This window comes from Exiguobacterium sp. s36, from assembly GCF_018618345.1.
Lineage (GTDB): Bacteria > Bacillota > Bacilli > Exiguobacteriales > Exiguobacteriaceae > Exiguobacterium > Exiguobacterium chiriqhucha.
Genome location: NZ_JACSLW010000002.1, coordinates 332,363 through 352,717 on the forward strand (window position 1 = coordinate 332,363; position 20,355 = coordinate 352,717).

Below are 20,355 nucleotides of genomic sequence, written 5' to 3' on the forward strand. Positions count from 1 at the left end.
TCACATTCCTACTTTCTGTTTGTTTTCTTGAACGAGTTGCATGAAACGGTCAAATAGATCGTTGGCGTCGTATGGACCCGGTGCCGCCTCGGGATGGTATTGGACCGAGAACGTCGGATGATGTAGATGCTTCACACCTTCGACCGTGCCATCGTTGACGGCGCGATGCGTGACGACGAGTCCTGTCGTCGCGAGCGACGCTTCATCGACTGCGTAGCCGTGGTTTTGGGACGTGATTGTCACCGCTCCGGTCTCTAGTTCGACCACGGGATGGTTGGCACCGCGATGACCGAACGGGAGTTTGAACGTGTTGGCACCGCTCGCGAGTGCAATCAACTGATGGCCGAGACAGATCCCGAAGATCGGGAGTGTCGGCATGAGGCGCTCGATGAGCGGTAACGCCGTCGGGACGTCTTTCGGGTCCCCCGGTCCGTTCGACAGCATGACGCCGTCCGGCTCATAGCGCATCACTTCTTCTGCCGTCACGTCGTGCGGCAAGACGACGACTTCACAGTCGCGCTTCACGAGTTCACGCATGATGCCGAGCTTCGCGCCGAAATCGATGAGGGCAATCCGTGGGCCGCTGCCGGTGCTGACATACGCCCGCTTCGTCGAGACACGCTCGACTTGATTGGTCGGCAGGAGAACATCGAAGCGGTGTTGGACCGTCTCCCACGTCGAGTCGCCGTCGACCATGACACCGCGCATGACGCCGAGTGAGCGCAAGTGACGCGTCAACATGCGTGTGTCGACTCCTGCTAGACCCGGGATGTTGAAGCGTTTGAGCGTATCATGAAGCGTCGCGGTCGAGCGGAAGTTCGACGGTGTGTCGCACACTTCTTTGACGATGAGCCCTTTCGCCATCGGAACGGTCGTCTCGAAATCTTCGCGGTTGACGCCATAGTTCCCGATCAACGGATTCGTCAACACGATGAGTTGATCGCAGTAAGACGGGTCAGACAACATCTCTTGATATCCGGTCATCCCGGTCTGGAAGACGACTTCCCCGATCGTCTCCACACTTGCACCAAACGCTGTTCCTACAAATGAAGTACCGTCCTCAAGCCATAATGTTCGTTTCATCGAATCTCCCCTTATATACGATTTTCCCAGCCACGATGGTCATCACCGGCCAGCCAACTAGTTTCTTCCCAGCGAACGGTGTGTTCTTCCCTTTCGAGCGGAACGTCGTCGGATCGACGACCCGCTCCGTCTCCGGGTCGATGAGGGCGAGGTCCGCCGCCCGGCCGACTTCAATCACACCGTACGGCAACCCGAACACGTCGCTCGGTCGTTTCGTCATCCACTCGATGAGCGCCGCCTCTTCCATCTGTCCCGTTTTGACAAACGTCGTGTACAAGAGCGGGAACGCCGTCTCGAAACCGGTGATCCCGAACGGGGCCCGTTCCATGCCGGCCGCTTTCTCCTCGGCCGTGTGCGGGGCGTGGTCGGTCGCGATCATATCGATCGTGCCATCGAACAAGCCCTCGAGTAACGCCTCCCGGTCGTCCGCGCTCCGGAGCGGTGGATTCATTTTAAAGTTCGGGTCGAGGCCCGGGATATCGTCTTCACAGAGGACGAGGTGATGCGGTGTCACTTCGGCCGTGACCCGGATGCCGGCTCGTTTGGCGTCGCGGATGACGCGCACTGACTGTCGTGAAGAGACGTGGCAGACGTGATAGTGACAGCCTGTCTCTTCGGCGATCAAAACGTCCCGGGCGATATGGATGCTCTCGGCGAGGCTCGGGATGCCTTGGATGCCATGTTCTTCACTGAATCGGCCTTCGTGGACTGAACCGGCCTTGAGCGTATTGTCCTCGCAATGGGCGACAATCGCCTTGTCGAGTCGTTTCGCTTCCCGCATCGCCGCGCGCATCATCGCTGCCGATTGGACGCCAACTCCGTCGTCGGTGAAGGCGAACGAATCTGCGAGCGAGGCCATGTCGACTTGCTCGGTACCGAGCTGTCGTTTCGTGATGGCGGCGTATGGCAGGACACGCACGATGGCGTCTTGCTCGATTTTAGCCAACAGCTGGTCCATCGTTGCGCGGTCGTCTGGGACCGGACGCGTGTTCGGCATCGCACAGATTGTGGTGAATCCGCCGGCTGCAGCCGCCTCTGTCCCGGTCTTGATTGTCTCTTTCTTCTCCCCACCCGGTTCGCGCAAGTGGACGTGGACATCGACGAGTCCTGGGATGAGTAGCATCCCTGTCGCATCAATCACGTCGTGTCCTTCAGTCGTGCCGTTATAGTCTACCGAGCGGATCTCGCCGTCTTCAATCAATAGTGTCGTCGTCCGTTTCGTGTTCCCGTCATACCAAGTTGCGTGTTGAAGTATCATAATTGTCCCCCTAATGCTCGATTTAAGATGGCCATCCGGGCGTAAACACCGTTCGTCATCTGTGGAAAGATACGCGACTGTGGATGTTCGATTAAACTGCCGGCAATCTCGACGTCCCGATTGACCGGGGCCGGATGCATGATGATGGCTTGCGGTTTCATCCGCTCGACGCGTTCCGGCGTCAAGCCATAGCGTACATGGTAATCTTCTTTCGAGAAGATATCGCCCATGATGTGGCGTTCGTGCTGGACGCGCAGCAACATGATGACGTCACAGTCGGCCAACACGTCGTCGAGGTCACGATGCTCGAGCCCCATCGACTCGTCCCACCAGGAGGCGGGACTGCAGCCGACGACGTTCGCGCCGAGCCGCTTGAGCACCGAGGCGTTCGAGCGGGCGACACGGCTATGGACGAGGTCACCGCAGATGGCGATATTCAATCCTTCGAACGTCTTGAACTCTTCAAAGATCGTGACGAGGTCGAGGAGTGACTGGGACGGATGTTCCCCGCTCCCGTCACCGCCGTTCAACACCGGGATATTCAATGTTTCGACGAGTTCATGGTAGTAGCCCGACTCCGGATGGCGGATGACGAGGGCATCGACCCCGATCGCCTCGAGCGTCTTGCACGTGTCGTAGAGCGTCTCACCTTTCGTCACCGATGACGTCGCCACGTCGAACGGGATCTCCTGGACCTTCAAGTGCCGTTCGGCCATTTGAAACGAATTTTTCGTTCGCGTCGAGTTTTCAAAGAATAAATTCGCGACCGTCTTCCCATCGAACAATGGGGGCATGTTCCCTTGTTTATAGCGGAGTGACTCCTCGATCAAACCCATAATCTCGTCGAGGGATAGCGTGTCCAGGCTGACAAAATGCTTCGGTTGTTGTTTGATGATGTTCATGTTCGTCTCCTCCTTTTATGTGAAGGCAAAGAGAAAAGGCGTCTCTTCACCTACGTGAAGGGACGCCTTTATCTGGGCAGAACACACCCAAATAAACGAGCCTTCACTTTGCCGACCTCACGGGATCGAATTAAAAGTTACTTGCTTGTCGTGTGTCTTCAGTTGTTTCGGCAGCAGGTTCTTCCACGCTTTCCGCTTTTGGCAAGAAGGCGTTCAAGAGAATCCCGACGACCGTTGCGAGCGCCATCCCTTGGACCGGGAAGCTACCGAGTTGGACCATCGCCCCACCGAGTCCGATGACGAGGATGACCGAGGCGATGATGAGGTTGCGTTTCTCGGCGAGATCGACGTTGCTCTCGACCATCGTCCGGAGACCGTTCGAGGCGATGACCCCGAACAAGAGGATCGAGATGCCGCCTTTGACCGGGTTCGGAATCGTCGAGATGAACGCTTCGACGTGTCCGAGGAATCCGAAACTGATGGCCATGAGCGCCGCTCCGGCGATGACGTAGACGCTATACACTTTCGTGATAGCCATGACCCCGTTGTTCTCACCGTAAGTCGTACACGGTGGACCACCGAGTGCCGAGGCGACCGCTTTCCCGACCCCGTCGCCGAGGAGGGTCCGATGGAGACCTGGGTCTTTCATCGTCTCGCGGCCGATGATTTTCGACGTGACCATCTGGTCGCCGATATGTTCCGTCATCGTGACGAGTGCGACTGGGACGATGGCGAGGAGTGCCCCGACTTGCCACATCGGCATGTAGTCGACGAACACCATCGTGAAGTCAGGCAGTTGGAACAAACTCGCTTGTCCGAGCACCGAGTAGTCGATGATTCCGAACAGTGCCGCGATGAAGTAACCGCCGATGATTCCGAACAAGATCGGAACAGCGCCCCATACTCCTTTGAGCGTCGTCATGGCGAGAATCGTAATACCGAGCGTGAGCAACGCGACGGTGATGAACGTTCCGTTGTATGCCCCGTCCTTATTCATCGACATGTCGATGGCGACCGGTGCGAGCGATAAGCCGATGACCATGATGACCGGACCGACGACGACCGGCGGCAGCAAGCGTAGCAACCAGTTCACGCCTGTCTTATAGATGACGAGCGAGACGACGCCGTAGACGGAACCGGCGATGATGCCTCCGAACAAGGCGGCTTCGACACCCCATTGTTGACTGACGGCGATAATCGGCGCGATGTACGCGAAGCTCGATCCGAGATAAGTTGGGACTTTGAAACGTGTGATTGCTAGGAATGAGAGCGTGGCCACACCGGAAGCGACGAGGGCGACGGACGTGCTTAGGCCCGTCAAAATCGGGACTAAAATCGTCGCTCCGAACATGGCGAAGACGTGTTGCAGGCTGAAGAGCAGCCATTGCGGTAAGTGAGCGGGACGCTCGTGGATGTTGAGGATGGGTTTCATATGTGGTTCTCCTTCCTGGCCTCTCTGGACCACCTTAAAGGTTTTTTGATTATTGCTGTTTGATGAATACTTCGTCGGTCGCATCGACTTCACTGAGTCTGACGACGACTTGTTCCGACTTCGACGTCGGGACGTTCTTGCCGACAAAGTCGGGGCGAATCGGTAACTCGCGGTGTCCGCGGTCGATCAAGACGGCGAGCTGGATATAATCCGGCCGTCCGTGGTCGACGAGTGCGTCCATGGCAGCCCGCACTGTCCGGCCTGTATAAAGGACGTCGTCAATCAAGACGACCGTCTTGCCGTTGATATCATGCGGTAACTCGGTCGCTTTCACTTCCGGGTCGAGTGATTTCTTTGATAAGTCATCCCGGTAGAGCGTGATGTCTAAGTTGCCGAGGGCAATCGGTTTGCCTTCGATTTCTTCGATTCGGCGGGCGAGCCGGTCGGCGAGCGTCTCGCCTCTGGTTTTAATCCCGACGAGTACGACGTTGTCCGTCCCTTTGTTTCGCTCGATAATCTCATGGGCGATTCGGGTAAGTGCGCGGCGGATGGCCGCTTCGTCTAAAATGGTGGAACGTTTCAACTAGTTCCCCCCTCTCACAAATTATATAAAAAAAGAAGACTTCCTCATCCGGCTGGAAAAGGAAGTCTTCATATGTGAGGGCAGACCTCTGCCTCAAATAATCGACGTGTCGTGGCCGCGGCCACAATCCTTTCACAGCCTCTCTGGACTGGGTTTAAAGGTGTTATGCTTCCTAGACTATAAATCGGAATCGGTTGAAAGTCAACGCGTTTTCTCGATTTTGTCTAATTTGGCAAGCTCCGCCTCGAAGTCGGCTGGGAGTTTCGCCTCGAATTCAAGCCATTCGTTCGTGCGCGGATGGAAGAAACCGAGCGTCGCCGCGTGGAGCGCTTGACCGTTCAATTGAATCGTACGGCGTGGACCGTATTTCGGGTCACCAGCAAGCGGATGGCCGATATAACGCATGTGAACGCGGATTTGGTGCGTCCGTCCCGTCTCCAATTTACACTCGACGAGCGTGAAATCTTTGTATCGCTCGAGCAGACGGAAGTGCGTGATCGCTTCTTTCGCGTTCTTGTCGGTCACCGTCATCCGTTGACGGTCGTTCGTGTCACGCCCGATTGGCGCTTCGATTGTCCCAAGTTCATGGGCGACTTCGCCGTGGACGAGGGCGATATATTCACGCTTGATTTTACGATCCTTCAACTGGCTCGCGAGCGATTCGTGGGCCACATCGTTTTTCGCGACCATGAGAAGACCGGTCGTGTCTTTGTCGATGCGGTGGACGATGCCTGGACGTTTGACGCCATTGATGCCTGACAAATCGTCACAGTGGTAAAGGAGCGCGTTGACGAGCGTCCCTGACGTATGGCCGGCTGCCGGATGGACGACCATGCCGCGTGCCTTATTGACGACGATGACATCCTCGTCCTCATAGACGACGTCGAGCGGGATATTCTCAGGTAATACTTCGAGTTCGACGGCATCTGGGACCGTCACGACGATTTCGTCGCCTTCTTGCAATTTATAGTTCGGCTTGACGATCTGTCCATTGACGAGCAGGTCTCCCGCCTTGATCCAGTCTTGGATTTGCGAACGTGACCAATCACTTTGTTCGCTCATCCATTTATCGATACGAGCCTTTTCTTCGGCGACAAATGTGTAAGTTTCCATTACGATTGTCCCCTTTCTTTGTTTAATTTTTCTTCGAACAAGACGCCGATGATCATAAAGATGACCCCGAACGTGAGCGCCATATCGGCGACATTAAAAATGGGGAAGTTGTATCCGAACGGGTACGTGTCGACAAAGTCGACGACTTCTCCGCGGAAGAGACGGTCGATAAAGTTCCCGATGGCACCGGCGAGTAGTAACCCGACGCTATAACCGAGCAAATCGAACCCGTTCACTTCTTTATGCAAGAAGTAAATCAAACCGACGACGACGATGGCCGTGACGATAAAGAAGAACACCATCTGCCCTTCGAGCATGCCCCAAGCCGCACCTTTATTACGGTAAGACGTCAAATAAAGCAACCCAGTGATGAGTTCAATCGACTGTCCAATCGTCATCGTCTGGACGACGATCCATTTGGTCACTTGGTCGAGCAAAATGAGGAAAAGTGCTAATCCGTAGTAACGTTTCATCAGATTCTCCTTTCAAGTCATAAGAAACCGGAGTGGACGATCGCCACTCCGGTCCGGCTTATGCGATGACTTCTGTACAACGCGGGCAAAGCTCTGGGTGCTGTTCGTCTTGACCAAGTTCAGTCGAGTACGTCCAGCAGCGGGCACAAGCGGCACCATCAGCTTTCAAGACGCTGATTTCGGCTGTCGCATAATCGACATCAGCCGAGTCGACGTAATCAAGCTGTGACACTTGTAGCAATTGGCGCACGTTGTCGATCGTCTCGAGCAACTGTTTCGTCTCACCTTTAGGCGCGACGAGCAACTTCGCTTCGAGCGGTTTCCCGATCAATTTCTCACCACGGGCAATCTCGATCGCTTTCAAGACGTCGTCACGGAACGTGAGGAACTTCGACCATTTCGCAAGCAACGCCTTCTCGTCTTCCGACAATGCCGCTACTTCGTCAAGGTCCGTCAAGAAGACGCTATCCGCTTGTTTCGCCGGCACTTCTTGCCATACCTCATCCGCCGTGTGCGGAAGGATTGGGGCGAGCAATTTCGTGAGCGTGACGACCGTGTCATACATGACCGTTTGAACGGCACGACGACGCGCGTCATCTTCGCGCTCGATATACAAGATATCTTTCGTGAAGTCGAGATAGAATGACGACAACTCGTTGACACAGAAGTTATGGCTCAAGTGATAGACGGCCATGAAGTCGAACGTGTCGTATGCTTTGACGACTTTCGCTTGAAGCTGTTTGAGTTTTGTCGCCATGAAGCGGTCCGCTTCCGGCATATCTTCGAACGCGACACGCATCGACGGGTCGAATCCGTTCAAGTTACCGAGCAAGAAGCGCAACGTGTTGCGGATTTTCCGGTATACTTCCGACACTTGTTTAAAGTTATCGTGTGACGCGCGGACATCTGACTGATAGTCGACCGACGACACCCAAAGACGGACGATTTCTGCTCCGTACTGTTTGACGAGGTCGTTCGGTGCAATCGTGTTACCGAGTGACTTCGACATCTTGCGTCCGTCTCCGTCGAGAACGAAACCGTGGCTGAGCACGTTGCGATACGGCGCTTTGCCAGTCGTCGCGACAGCCGTCGAGAGTGACGAGTTGAACCAGCCGCGGTATTGGTCCGATCCTTCAAGGTACAAGTCGGCCGGGCGGCGCAAGTTGTCGCGCTGTTCGAGTACGCCCGCATGTGACGAACCTGAGTCGAACCAAACGTCCATGATGTCGAGCTCTTTACGGAACTCGCCGTTCGGGCTGTTCGGGTGTGTGAAGCCTGCTGGCAACAAGTCTTTCGCTTCACGCTCATACCAGACGTTCGATCCGTGCTCGTGGAACAAGTTGGCGATATGTTCGATCGTCTCGTTCGTGATGATCTCCGTTCCGTCTTCGGCATAGAAGATTGGGATTGGAACACCCCAGGCACGTTGACGGCTGATGACCCAGTCCCCACGGTCACGGACCATGTTGTAGAGACGTGTCATGCCCCATTCCGGCACCCAGTTCACTTCTTCGATTTCACGGAGCATATCGGCACGGAAGTCTTTGATTGAGGCGAACCATTGCGGTGTCGCGCGGAAGATGACCGGTTTCTTCGTACGCCAGTCGTGCGGGTACGAGTGTTTGATGAATTTCAAGTTGAGGAGATAGCCGTTCTCTTCGAGCTTCATCCCGATTTGTTTGTTCGCGTCTTCATAGAACAAGCCTTCGAAACCTGGCGCCTCATCCGTCATATAACCACGGTCGTCGACCGGGCACAAGACGTCGAGTCCGTATGCTTGTCCGACACGATAGTCGTCTTCCCCGTGTCCAGGTGCCGTATGGACGAGACCTGTCGCATCAGCCGTGACGTGATCGCCGATCATGACGAGCGAGGTCCGGTCGTAGAGCGGGTGTTGCGCCGTCATGTACTCGAACTCACGTCCGTTCCAAGAACCGCTCACCGTGTAATCCGTCCACTTGAGTGCCGTCGTCACTTCTTCCACGAGCGATTCGGCGACGATATAGCCTTTGCCGTCATGCTCGATACGCGTGTACGTCAACTCGTCGCTGACCGCGATCCCGAGGTTGGCTGGAATTGTCCACGGTGTCGTCGTCCAGATGACGAAATGATCGGTCGTCTGAAGAACGTCTTTCCCGTCGACGACTTGGAACGCCACGTAAATGGCCGGTGACTTCTTGTCATAGTATTCGATTTCCGCCTCAGCGAGCGCCGATTCAGAAGAAGGTGACCAATAGACCGGTTTCTTCCCTTTATAGATGTAGCCCTTTTCGGCCATCGTCCCGAAGAGACGGATTTGAGCCGCTTCGTATTCTGGGAGGAGCGTGATGTATGGGTTGTCAAAATCAGCGAGCAATCCGAGGCGTTTGAACTGTTCACGTTGCGAGTTCACTTGTTCCATCGCATACGCTGCACACTTCTCACGGAACTCGGCGACCGTCATTTCTTTGCGGTTGACACCCGCTTTTTGAAGCGCGTTCTCGATTGGGAGACCGTGTGTGTCCCAGCCCGGAATCATCGGTGACTGGTAGCCGTTCAATGATTTGAAACGGACGATGATGTCTTTCAATACTTTGTTGAGCGCATGGCCCATATGGATGTCGCCGTTCGCGTACGGAGGTCCGTCATGAAGGATGTATTGCGGTTTCCCGGCGTTTTTCTCTTGGACGCGGTTGTATAGGTCCATCTGTTCCCAAGCCTCATGCATCGCTGGCTCACGTTTCGGCAGATTTCCGCGCATCGCGAATTCTGTGTCAGGCATCAATAGTGTGTCTTTGTAGTTCATTGAAACTCCTCCTGCATCTTTTTTTGACAACAAAAAAACCCGCCCCTAATAGGGACGAGTTGGTCGACTCGCGGTACCACCCTACTAATCTCAGGAAAAACCCCGAGACCGCTCTTGGTAACCGATAACGAGGTCAGGCGGTCGCGCTTACTAACTTCAGCCCGACACTCATAGGGGATACCGATAAAGTCTTTCTCTTAGGCTTGCACCTTCCCTAAGTCGCTTCGTAGGTATGACTTTATCGACGTGTCCTAATCGACGTATTGTGTATTATCCGTGATGTTTTGTTGGTATGACTTCGTCGTCATTATACGCAAGTTCGGTCGTATCGTCAAGAACCGTCTGGACCGGCGGCTCCCCGACAATCGTGTCCCATTCCGTGCTGTTCAAGAGCTCCATCTGAGCATCGACGAGGACGCGGAACCGGGTCCGGTACAATTCGACTTTCTTGAGCATTTGAATGACTTCACGTTCGGCGAGCTGCTCTTTGCGTGAGGCTTCTTCCTCACGGGCGAGCGCCTCGCGTTCGGCTTGCTTCAAAATGAGACTCGCTTCCTTGGCCGCGTTCGTCTTCACTTCTTCAGCTGCTTCTTGGGCGACGATAATCGATTTGTTCAACGTGTCTTCCATCGAGGAGAAGTAGTCGATACGGGCTTGCATATCGTTGACGAGCTCTTCGTACCTTCTATTCTCACGAATCAATAGTTCAAATTCTTTAATGATTTGATCTAAAAATTCATTGACCTCATCGATATCGTACCCGCGAAAACGAGTCGAGAACTCTTTATTATGAATATCAATCGGTGTCAACGCCATTCGACTTTCCTCCTAAGTTCAACGTATGATGCCATACTGGATTTTTATTTTCTCACGCTTTGTCGAGCCGAGAATCGCCGTCAGTTTGACACGGCCATACCCTCGGATCGAGACCAAATCGTCTGGTTCAAGGATGAAGCTCGGATCATCAATCGGTTTATGATTCACTTTACAGTCTCCATGTTTGACGAGCGCCTGCGCTTTTTGCCGAGATAAACCGAGCACTTCGCTGACGACCGTGTCAAACCGGAGTGATGAGACGATACCGAACTCATCGCTCCATTTGACTTCAGGTACGACGAGCACAGCCTCGGGCGCCACTTCGGAGATGCGAATCCGGGCCTTGCCGACCCGATCGACGTTCATCTCGATGAAACCGGCCGCGTCACGCGTCGTGGCGAACTGGGCGATGCCATCATCGAGGACGACGTCGCCAAACTTCTGCCGCTTCAACCCGGCGTTCAAGAGCGTTCCCGTCACTTGACGGTGCGTCAATTCGACGAACTTGGTCGGATAGTCGATTTGACGAATCGCAATCTCGAAATCGTTCGGGTCGAGCTCGTAATAATCCGGAGCCAGGATGAGACGACGCCGTTCCGCGCCGACAAATCCGCCATCCTCGTAAATCGCGAGCTGCTTTCCGACGAGTTGCCGGACGATTTGTTGCTCGCGTGGATCTAAAAAGTCCGTCACTTTCAACATATAGTTGTCCTCGACTTGTTGAACCCAATCAAGCACTTGCTCGATAAATGCCCGTTCGTTCGGTCGATAATGATCGAAGACGCTCATTTAAATACCGAAAATCGCACGCACTCCAAATTGCGCCATCCGTAGCACAAATAAAGCGACGATTGGGGAGATGTCGAGCATCCCGCCGATTGGTGGGATGATGCGACGAAACGGATTCAAAAACGGTTCGCAAAGATACGACAAGATTTGACCAAACTTTGATTCACGCGCATTTGGGAACCACGATAATAAAATATAGGCAATCAAGACCCAACTATAATATCCAAGTAATGTAACGATCGTGTTGCCTAACGCAGGTATAGCATTTTCCATTCAGTTACCACCCTTTACTATTGAGTTCGTCCTCCGAAATCAAGTTCGAGATCGACCCCGTCAACTCGATGTTGTTCGGAGTACATAGAATCGTGTTATGTCCAATCGACGTCATCGTCCCTTCTAACGCATAGACGACACCTGACAAGAAGTTGACGACTTGACGAGACTGCTCTTTCGACATCCGTTGAAGGTTGACGATGACGGCCCGGTTTTCTTTCAACTGGTCGCTGATGTCTTGGGCTTCGGCGAATACACGCGGCTCGGCCAAGACGACTTTTGAACGTTCTTTCTTCTTCGTGTTCAACGCGACGATATTGTTCGATGTTTTCGGACGGTCCTCAGTTTTGACGATTGCCTCCGTCATCGGTTGTGTCTTCGTTTCGGCGACAGCATACTCGTCTCCTTCGAACTGGTTGTTCGGATCTTCCTCGAGTCCAAAGAAGTCCTTCATTTTGTTTTTGATTGACATAACGGATTCCTCCTTAAAATATATTATTGCACAAGTACGGTTCCAATACGAACAAACGATGCGCCTTCTTCAATCGCCAACGTGTAGTCATTCGACATACCCATTGACAGTTCGGTACACGGTGCATGCGGATAAGCATGACGCGCGACGTCATCGCGCAATTGTCTCAAGTTTCGGAACGTCTCCCGAATCACCGTCTCGTCCTCTGTGAACGGGGCCATCGTCATCAAACCGATGATCCGCACGTGAGGATACTGTTTACAGTTCTCGATGAACGGGATGACTTCCTCTTTTTCGAGACCATGTTTTGACGCTTCGCCCGATACGTTCACTTGCACGAAACAATCGATCACGCCTTGGGCGCGTTTATCGATCTCTTCGGCGAGCGAGAGACGGTCGAGCGAATGAATCGCTGCCACATGGTCGATAATTTGTCTCACTTTACGTGTCTGCAGGCTGCCGATGAAATGAAACTTGGCATCAGGCGGCAACTGCTCGACTTTTTCAAGCAATCCTTCAGGACGATTTTCGCCGAAGTCGCGGATGCCTTCTGCATAGAGGGCGTTCGCCACGTCGGGACCGACCGATTTCGTGACCGCGATGAGCGTCACCGCTTGATCGGTCCGATGCGCGTCGATCGTCTGTCTGACTTGATTCACATTGTTGGCTATACTCACGATTTCTTCTCCTTGACGAGGACGGCCGCAAAGCGACGCTTGGCGTCTCCGTTCCGATACGAGAAAAAGGTTTGATCAGAAACGGTCGACAAGTTCGATTGGGTGACCTCGATATTTCGTTCCACAGCGAGCGTCTCATTCACTCGTTGCAGGGATAGACGGGCGTGGCCTGCTCGTTCGTCCATGACCGATGACGTATATGCAGCCGGTGAGACCGCTTCGACCGCATCCAGGACGCGGCGGTCGACCTCATAATGCTCGGCTGTGATGGCTGGCCCGACGAACATGTCAATCGCTTCGGCCGGAACACCGAGCGTGGCGAACGCATCCGTCATCGCGGCGACAATGTTCCCGACCGTCCCTTTCCAACCGGCATGCGCCACACCGATGACGCCGTGGTCCTCGGCACAGAAGAACAGCGGGACGCAGTCGGCAAAGACGAGGGCGAGTGGCAACGCGTCGGCCGTCGTGATGAGACCGTCTGTCGCCGGAATCGTCTCGTCATAGCGATATGCGCCTCTGCCGCGGTCGGCGTCGCCGACGACTTCAACGTTCGTCTGATGAACTTGGTCAGCCCAGACCGAATCCGCGAGGGCGAGACCCGCCGCGTCAAAGAAGTACTCCCGATTGGCGACGACCTGTTCTGCGTCATCGCCAACGTGGAGTCCGACGTTGCCTTCATTATGTCCGTCCGTCCGGGTCGTCACATAAGCCTGATAGCGATACGTCTCGGTTTCCCATGTATGTAACAGTCGCATATGATTCTCCTTTTTTAGAAAAAGGGGATGCCGAGAACCGGCACCCCCTGTTGTTTAGTTACGGCGTTGTCTTACGAACGCTGGGATGTTGATCGTCTCGTCTGGGACGTCCCCACCATAGACCGGTCTATGGAAGTTCCCTTCATCTTGTGGCGCAGCTTCTTGCGCTTTCGGTTGAGCCTCACGGTTCACTTCAGCTTCCGGTTGTTTCTTCGGTTGCTGAAGGAACGGGTTCGTCCCTTGCGCTTCTTCTGCGAATTCAGTTGCAATCACGGTAACGATAATCTCGTCGTTCAAGTTTTCATTGATGACCGAACCGAAAATCAAGTTCACTTCTTCATCAGCGGCACTTTGAACGATTTGGGCAGCTTCCGTGACTTCGTACAAGCTGAGGCTAAGTCCGCCTGTGATGTTCATCAAGACACCTTTCGCGCCTTCGATTGAAGACTCGAGAAGTGGAGATGAGATGGCTTTCTTCGCTGCTTCAACGGCACGGTTCTCGCCAGTGGCGACACCGACACCCATGAGCGCCGAACCTTTTTCAGTCATGATCGTCTTGACGTCAGCGAAGTCAAGGTTGATGAGACCAGGAATGGCGATCAAGTCCGTGATTCCTTGGACACCTTGGCGAAGGACGTTATCCGCTTCGCGGAATGCTTCGATCATCGGCGTGTTGCGCTCGACGATTTCAAGCAACTTGTCGTTTGGAATGACGATGAGTGTATCGACTTTTTCTTTGAACGCTTGAATCCCGTGTTGGGCGTGTTGCATGCGTTTGCGTCCTTCGAACATGAACGGTTTCGTGACGACACCGACCGTAAGCGCTCCGATTTCTTTTGAAATCTCGGCGATGACAGGTGCTGCCCCCGTTCCAGTTCCTCCGCCCATACCTGCTGTGACGAAGACCATATCCGCGCCATCGAGCGCTTCAATCAACTGCTCGCGGCTCTCTTCTGCCGCTTTTTTACCGATATCCGGATTCGCGCCGGCACCGAGGCCACGCGTCAATTTCGCGCCGAGTTGAAGCTTCACGTCTGCTTTCGACATGTTGAGTGCTTGCGCGTCCGTGTTGACGGCGATGAACTCGACACCTTGTACTCCGTGCTCGATCATGCGGTTGACAGCGTTTGAACCGCCGCCCCCGACTCCAATTACTTTAATTTTTGCTACGGCGTCAATCGCCTCATCAAAGTACATCATTTCAGGTATCCCCCTACGTAATTTCCAATTGTTAACACAACGTCAAATTTACACGCCAAATAATTTTTCCATTAATCGACCGAAACCGTTTTTCGTCTCGCGGTCATCCCTTACCACATCATCGTCGTGGTCTTGGACGTTCCCGGTTTGAGACGTGCCGTCTGGATTTGCGACGGCCACACGGTCATCCGGCTTTTCAAGTCGTGACTTCGAGACGTGGTGATCGCTCATAAGTACGTACTTGAGGACGCCGACCGCGGTCGCGTATTTCGGATGTCTGACGCCAATCGACGATGGCTGATACAGTCTCGTCTTTTGACCCATGACACGAGTCGCTAGTTCTTGGATGCCAGGTAAAGCAGCGGCCCCACCACAGAGGAGATAACCTCCGCTGAGCGTTGGAACGCCTACCTTTTGCACTCTATTCAACACAAGCGTGAACATTTCCTCTATTCTTGCCTCTAAAACGTAACTAATTTCTGATTGCGGTTCGAACGTGACTTCCCCGTTGATGTTCGTGAACGAGAACCCTTCTGAGGCGTCCGCCATCTCTTCGAGGGCAAGTCCGTATTCTTCTTTCGCCACTTTGGCGTCTTGGTATTTACAATTGAGCTTGTACACCAAGTCGCGCGTCATATGATCGCCTCCGACCGGAAGGATATATGAGTAGACGAGGTCGCCTCGATAAAAGACCGAGACGGTCGTTTTTTCATGACCGATATCGACCAAGCCGATACCTAAATCGATTTCATCGACCGAAGCCGCACTCATGCCGAGCGCCAAGTTGCCGAGGACGAAACCTTCTAGTTTCAATCCTGCCCGTTCGATGGAACGACGAATGCTATGTAAAATCGTCTTCGAACCGGTCACCATCTTACCGTGCATCTCTAAACGGTAACCGAGCATTCCGCGGGGATCGACGACACCTGTCTGTTGATCGACCGTGAAAGAAGAAGGAATCACATCGATGACGCTCATTTCATCCGGCAAGCGCATAACTTGCGCCGAATTGATGACTTCGATGACGTCTGTGTCCGTAATTTCTTGGTCTTCTCGTTTGACTGATGCAATTCCATGACATGGGGCGATTTGGATATGTTCCCCTTCGATGGCAACGTATACCGACCGAATTTGATCACCGAGCGCCGCTTCGGCATGTTCGACGGCTTGCTTGATGGCTTGAACCGTCTTATCGATGTCGACGACGGCGCCACGTTTTACTCCTGCAGACGGGGCACACCCCTCCGCCAAAATGTTAAGCGTTCCCCCGAGTAATTCACCCACGACGAGCTTAATTTCTGACGTTCCTATATCCAATGCGGCCACATAACCATTCGCTTCCAAAAGGGAAACACCTCCGCGCTTTAATTTCTGTGCTTGAATTCCGTTACATTGTTACAGATATCCAAAAATATTGTTAGGTCCGGCAAGATATCTCACGTCTAAGTTTACAACAAATAAGATAGTGAGAAAAGGTAGAATCCTACAAATTACGCGGTTTTGGGGTGTCAATTCGATTACAATCGATAAAAAAACAGCCCTTATGTGTCTAAGGGCTGTAAAAATTCAGATTATTCTTTCGGTTTTTCGTACGGAACGAAATAATATCCGCCATCCATGACGACGGTTCCCCGCTGTCCTTTTGGAATATTCTCATAGATTTCGCCGTACTTGGATACCGTTTGACTGAGCTTGAACGTCGGCGTCTGAATCGTGTTGCCGTCGTTCATATAAATCTCATATCGTGTCGGTTCGCCTTTCTGTTTCGAGAAGACAATCTCTGACATCCTGGCCCGCATCGCGTCGTCGACTTGCTCGAGTTCAGTCGCGATTTTCTCGAGTTCCGCCGCATCGGTGAATTCACGCAACAACGGACCGTCTTTTAGCTTCTCTGGATCCGTAATCGATCCAGTCGGGTGCAAAGAACCGTCAGCGAGGACGACGACTTCCTCTTCGTCCGTTCGTGAATAGGCGATCATTTTCTCTTCTTCGACGTCAATCGTCACGACGTTATACCAGGAGCGATCGACCGAGACGTCTTTCACGCCAGGCACTTTACGAAGTTCCCGTTCAATCCCGTTCGGCGACACTTGAACGATTTTCGTGGACGTGTCGATATCCGTTTCGGCGAGCACATACGCTTCTGTCAACCAGGACAGGCCGTTCACGTTCACCGCTTTCACGTCAGACACCGATGTCTGCATATATACGACGAGCGCAATCAACACCGCGAACAACAACAGGATCGTCGACAAACGTCGGTTCGCTTTCTTACGACGTTGATCTTTCATATACGGGATTCGGTCTTCCAAACTACGAACGGTATTCTGACGTGTCTCCATGGCTACTCTCCTTTCAAGCGCGGACTTCTTCGACGAGGTCGGCGAGCGACTCCGCGGCGTGCGGGAATCCTAACCGTTTCGAGGCTGCGGCCATCTCATCATGATGGGCCAATACGTGTCGGATCGAGCGAACGAGCGTCTCGCCCGACAAATCCCCTTCTTTAATCAGTTCGGCCGCGCCGCTTTCGACGAGCGCCGAGGCGTTTTTCGTCTGATGGTCGGCCGTCACGTACGGACTCGGAATCAAGATGCTCGGCAAACCGAGCGCCGTCAATTCCGAGATGGTCGAGGCACCGGCCCGCGACACGACGAGACTCGCACACGCGAGCAGTTCAGGCATGTCGTAAACGTATGGCAACACATGGACGTTATCGGCTTTTGGCGCCTTCGCCACGACGTTGTCATAATGGACGTTCCCTGTCACGTAGAGCACGTTCACCGGTTCGGTCGCAAGTTCCGGGATGGCCTCGATGACGGCCCGGTTGATGGCCTCGGCTCCGCGGCTGCCGCCGTAAATCAAGACGATTGGACGTTCATCGATACCATATTCGGCCCGGACGGACGTTTCGTTCACCGTCGTCTTCAACACTTCGCTCCCGCGCGGGTTACCGATGACGCGGACGTTCGCATCAGGGAACTGTGATTCCGAACCGGCGAACGACAAGGCGACCCGGTCGGCTTTCTTCGACAAGAACTTGTTCGTCAAGCCTGGGATGCTGTTCTGTTCATGCAGAATCGTCGGGATGCCGAGTTGTTGTGCGGTGAAGACGACCGGACCTGAGACGAATCCGCCCGTGCCGATGACGACGTCCGGACGGAACGTCTTCATCTCTTTACGCAACGTCAGGACAGATTGGACAAACCAATAGGCCGTCTTGACGTTATCTAGCGACAACGACCGTTTGAGCCCGGCGATTCGAATCGATTTGAACGGCACACCAGCGCGTGGGACGAGATCGGCCTCGAGACCGTTCTCAGTGCCGATGTAGAGCACCTCGAGGTTCGGATGGCGCTGTTTGAGCGTATCAAGGAGAGCGAGTGCCGGGTAGATATGACCACCCGTTCCTCCACCAGAAATCATGATTTTCATCGATTGGCCTCCTCATATGCATGGACGAGGCGGACGAAATGTTCGCCGCGCTCTTCAAACGTCTTATATTGGTCCCAGCTCGCACAGGCCGGTGACAATAAAATCACGTCGTCTGGGGCTGACTGTTCAAATGCGAGCGGGACGGCTGCGTCGAGCGTATCGACCGCGAACGATGGAATCTGCTCGGCTTCACCGAGTGCTTGGAAACGCCCTGCCGTCTCACCGTACGAGACGATGGCTTTGACGCGTCCGAGCGCCGGAATGAGTGAATCCAATTCGGCTCCACGTTCAAGTCCCCCGCACACCCAAACGATCGGAGCATCGAATCCGCTCAATGCCGCTTCGGCCGCCACGTTGTTCGTCGCTTTCGAGTCGTTATAAACCCGGCGTCCGAGCACTTGGCCAAGACTTTCCGTTCGGTGGGCCACGCCACCGAACGTGCGCAACACACGATCGATATGTTCGGCCGCGATATCGAACGGTTCAACGAGCAACAAGGCTGCCAACACGTTCTCCACGTTATGGGCCCCGCCGAGGGCGAGATCCTCGACCCGGATGACCCGCTTGCCGTGCAACGTAATCCAGCCGTCGGTGACATGCGCATCCCCGCTGTCGTAACCGAACGTCGAAGCATCGAGATCGGCCGGGACGCGTTTCATCACTTCGGTGTCACTGCCCTTGACGACGACACGGTCTGATGCCGTCATGTTCCGGAACAAGTTCCCTTTGGCGTCGGCATACGACTCGAAGTCACCATGATAATCCAAATGCGCCGGTGACAAGTTCAACAGTGCCGCCGCTTGCGGATGGAACTGTTCGACGCCCATCAGTTGGAAGCTCGATAGTTCGATGACGATGATGTCGCCCTGCTTCGCTTTCGATGCGACTTCGATTGCCGGGAAACCGATATTCCCTGCCACATGGACAGGACGACTTCCCCCTTTGAGCAATTCATGAACGAGCGTGGTCGTCGTCGTTTTTCCGTTCGAGCCGGTGATGGCGACGAACGTGGCATCGGTCGCCAAGTAGGCGAGTTCCACTTCTGTATAAATCGGGATGTTCCGCTCAAGCGCTGCTTGAAGGAGCGGGATGTGATACGGGATTCCCGGGTTTTTGACAATCATGTCCGTCGTGTCGAGCAATTCGAGCGGATGGGCACCGAAAACGCCGTTGATGCCGAGCGCTTCGATCTTCATCCGTTCTTCCGTTGACGGTTCGCTCCCGGTATTGAGGGTCACGTCCGCGCCGACATTTCTTAAGTAAGCGGCTGCGGCGATGCCGCTCCGTGCCGCGCCGAGTACGAGGACTCGTTTATCGTTCCACTGTTGTTGCATGTCTTCCACCATCCATTACATGAGTAGTAACGACAAGACTGCCGTGATCAAACTAATTCCACCGAACGTCAAGACGATGCGCCATTCTGACCAACCGACCATTTCGAAATGGTGATGGATCGGGCTCATCTTAAAGATTCGTTTGCCCGTCGTCTTGAACGAGAGCACTTGCAAGATGACGCTAAGCGTCTCGATGACAAAGATGATTCCGACGAAGACGAGCAACAGCTCGAGCTTGAGCATGAGAGCGAGGCCGGCGACCGCACCACCGAGGGCGAGCGATCCCGTGTCACCCATAAAGATTTTCGCCGGGTATTTATTGAAGACGAGGAAGCCGAGCAAGGCGCCGACCGCACTGAAGGCGAACCAAGCGATGCCCGCTTCGTCTTGTCCGAGCGCATAGATGCCGAAGAAGGCGAACGTCGGGATGGCCGAGAACGAGACGAGACCGTCGAGGCCGTCTGTCAAGTTGACCGCGTTCGAGAAGCCGACGAGCCAGAAGATGACGATGGCGACATACAACCAGCCCGTATCAAACGCAATCGAAGTGAACGGGATTTGAATCGTCGTATCGAGCGCCCCACCGAGTGAGAGGAACCAAACGAACAAGACTGAGACGACGATTTGACCAATCAATTTCTGAAGCGACGTCAAACCGAGGTTGCGTTTATTGACGACTTTAATGTAGTCGTCGAGGAAGCCGATTACTCCGAAGGCGAGGGTCACGAACAAGAGCGTGCCAAACCCAGCGACGGCTTCACCGAAGACGACTGAGACAAGGAATCCGATGATGAGGGCGAGCAAGATGACGATTCCGCCCATCGTCGGGGTTCCTGATTTCTTTTGGTGCCAACCTGGACCTTCGTCACGGATTTCTTGGCCAAACTTTAAGTTACGCAGTGCCGGGATGGCCCGCGGCATGACGACCAATACGGTCAATAATGAACTGATTAAGACGATTAAACTGATTAACAT

At 54.0% G+C, this 20,355-nt stretch carries 20 protein-coding genes; all 20 read right to left on the reverse strand.

Features of this window, described 5'->3' with window-relative positions; all coding sequences use genetic code 11:
• The 20 genes from KNP95_RS07175 to mraY all read right to left on the reverse strand — a co-directional run bounded on the left by KNP95_RS07175 (window position 1) and on the right by mraY (window position 20,355).
• A complete protein-coding gene (locus tag KNP95_RS07175) occupies window positions 1-1,083 on the reverse strand; it encodes a carbamoyl phosphate synthase small subunit (RefSeq protein ID WP_029595727.1) in 1,083 nt (360 codons plus the stop codon).
• Window positions 1,061-2,341, reverse strand: a complete 1,281-nt coding sequence (locus KNP95_RS07180) for a dihydroorotase (protein WP_214836337.1) — start codon at window positions 2,339-2,341, stop codon at window positions 1,061-1,063. The genes KNP95_RS07175 and KNP95_RS07180 overlap by 23 nt, the downstream gene beginning before the upstream one ends.
• Entirely contained in the window at window positions 2,338-3,243 is a 906-nt protein-coding gene (locus KNP95_RS07185) for an aspartate carbamoyltransferase catalytic subunit (protein WP_021067059.1), read from the reverse strand. Before KNP95_RS07185 ends, KNP95_RS07180 begins: the two co-directional genes overlap by 4 nt.
• 130 nt (window positions 3,244-3,373) lie before the next feature.
• Window positions 3,374-4,675: a uracil-xanthine permease family protein gene (locus tag KNP95_RS07190; RefSeq protein WP_214836340.1), complete on the reverse strand. Its 1,302-nt coding sequence runs from the start codon at window positions 4,673-4,675 to the stop codon at window positions 3,374-3,376.
• 49 nt (window positions 4,676-4,724) lie between these two features.
• Window positions 4,725-5,258, reverse strand: a complete 534-nt coding sequence (pyrR, locus tag KNP95_RS07195) for a bifunctional pyr operon transcriptional regulator/uracil phosphoribosyltransferase PyrR (protein ID WP_021067057.1) — start codon at window positions 5,256-5,258, stop codon at window positions 4,725-4,727.
• Window positions 5,259-5,459: 201 nt separating this feature from the next.
• On the reverse strand, window positions 5,460-6,371 hold the full coding sequence (locus KNP95_RS07200) for an RluA family pseudouridine synthase (RefSeq protein ID WP_214755777.1): 912 nt from the start codon (window positions 6,369-6,371) through the stop codon (window positions 5,460-5,462).
• A complete protein-coding gene (gene lspA / locus KNP95_RS07205) occupies window positions 6,371-6,844 on the reverse strand; it encodes a signal peptidase II (protein WP_214836343.1) in 474 nt (157 codons plus the stop codon). The genes KNP95_RS07200 and lspA overlap by 1 nt, the downstream gene beginning before the upstream one ends.
• 58 nt (window positions 6,845-6,902) lie before the next feature.
• Window positions 6,903-9,629 (reverse strand): isoleucine--tRNA ligase, encoded by a 2,727-nt coding sequence (gene ileS, locus KNP95_RS07210; protein WP_058763332.1) that lies wholly within the window; start codon window positions 9,627-9,629, stop codon window positions 6,903-6,905.
• A gap of 270 nt (window positions 9,630-9,899) precedes the next feature.
• Window positions 9,900-10,445 carry a DivIVA domain-containing protein gene (locus tag KNP95_RS07215; protein WP_021067053.1) on the reverse strand — a complete coding sequence of 182 codons (546 nt, stop codon included), beginning with the start codon at window positions 10,443-10,445 and terminating at the stop codon, window positions 9,900-9,902.
• An 18-nt stretch (window positions 10,446-10,463) separates the two neighbouring features.
• Window positions 10,464-11,234, reverse strand: coding sequence for a YlmH family RNA-binding protein (locus KNP95_RS07220; protein ID WP_021067052.1), 771 nt, complete (start codon window positions 11,232-11,234; stop codon window positions 10,464-10,466).
• Window positions 11,235-11,507, reverse strand: a complete 273-nt coding sequence (locus KNP95_RS07225; protein ID WP_021067051.1) for a YggT family protein — start codon at window positions 11,505-11,507, stop codon at window positions 11,235-11,237. It lies immediately after the preceding gene.
• A 4-nt stretch (window positions 11,508-11,511) separates the two neighbouring features.
• Window positions 11,512-11,979 carry a cell division protein SepF gene (locus tag KNP95_RS07230; RefSeq protein ID WP_029595732.1) on the reverse strand — a complete coding sequence of 156 codons (468 nt, stop codon included), beginning with the start codon at window positions 11,977-11,979 and terminating at the stop codon, window positions 11,512-11,514.
• 23 nt (window positions 11,980-12,002) lie between these two features.
• Entirely contained in the window at window positions 12,003-12,656 is a 654-nt protein-coding gene (locus KNP95_RS07235; RefSeq protein ID WP_021067049.1) for a YggS family pyridoxal phosphate-dependent enzyme, read from the reverse strand.
• Entirely contained in the window at window positions 12,653-13,414 is a 762-nt protein-coding gene (gene pgeF / locus KNP95_RS07240; RefSeq protein ID WP_021067048.1) for a peptidoglycan editing factor PgeF, read from the reverse strand. The genes KNP95_RS07235 and pgeF overlap by 4 nt, the downstream gene beginning before the upstream one ends.
• Window positions 13,415-13,468: 54 nt before the next feature.
• Window positions 13,469-14,614, reverse strand: a complete 1,146-nt coding sequence (gene ftsZ / locus KNP95_RS07245) for a cell division protein FtsZ (RefSeq protein WP_021067047.1) — start codon at window positions 14,612-14,614, stop codon at window positions 13,469-13,471.
• Between the two features lie 48 nt (window positions 14,615-14,662).
• On the reverse strand, window positions 14,663-15,958 hold the full coding sequence (ftsA, locus tag KNP95_RS07250; protein WP_021067046.1) for a cell division protein FtsA: 1,296 nt from the start codon (window positions 15,956-15,958) through the stop codon (window positions 14,663-14,665).
• A gap of 227 nt (window positions 15,959-16,185) precedes the next feature.
• A complete protein-coding gene (locus KNP95_RS07255; protein WP_029595734.1) occupies window positions 16,186-16,956 on the reverse strand; it encodes a cell division protein FtsQ/DivIB in 771 nt (256 codons plus the stop codon).
• Window positions 16,957-16,969: 13 nt separating this feature from the next.
• Window positions 16,970-18,046, reverse strand: coding sequence for an undecaprenyldiphospho-muramoylpentapeptide beta-N-acetylglucosaminyltransferase (murG, locus tag KNP95_RS07260; protein WP_029595735.1), 1,077 nt, complete (start codon window positions 18,044-18,046; stop codon window positions 16,970-16,972).
• The gene (murD, locus tag KNP95_RS07265; protein ID WP_251138506.1) at window positions 18,043-19,380 is read right to left on the reverse strand and encodes a UDP-N-acetylmuramoyl-L-alanine--D-glutamate ligase; all 1,338 of its coding nucleotides are present in this window, start codon (window positions 19,378-19,380) and stop codon (window positions 18,043-18,045) included. Before murD ends, murG begins: the two co-directional genes overlap by 4 nt.
• A gap of 15 nt (window positions 19,381-19,395) precedes the next feature.
• Entirely contained in the window at window positions 19,396-20,355 is a 960-nt protein-coding gene (gene mraY, locus KNP95_RS07270; protein WP_058763324.1) for a phospho-N-acetylmuramoyl-pentapeptide-transferase, read from the reverse strand.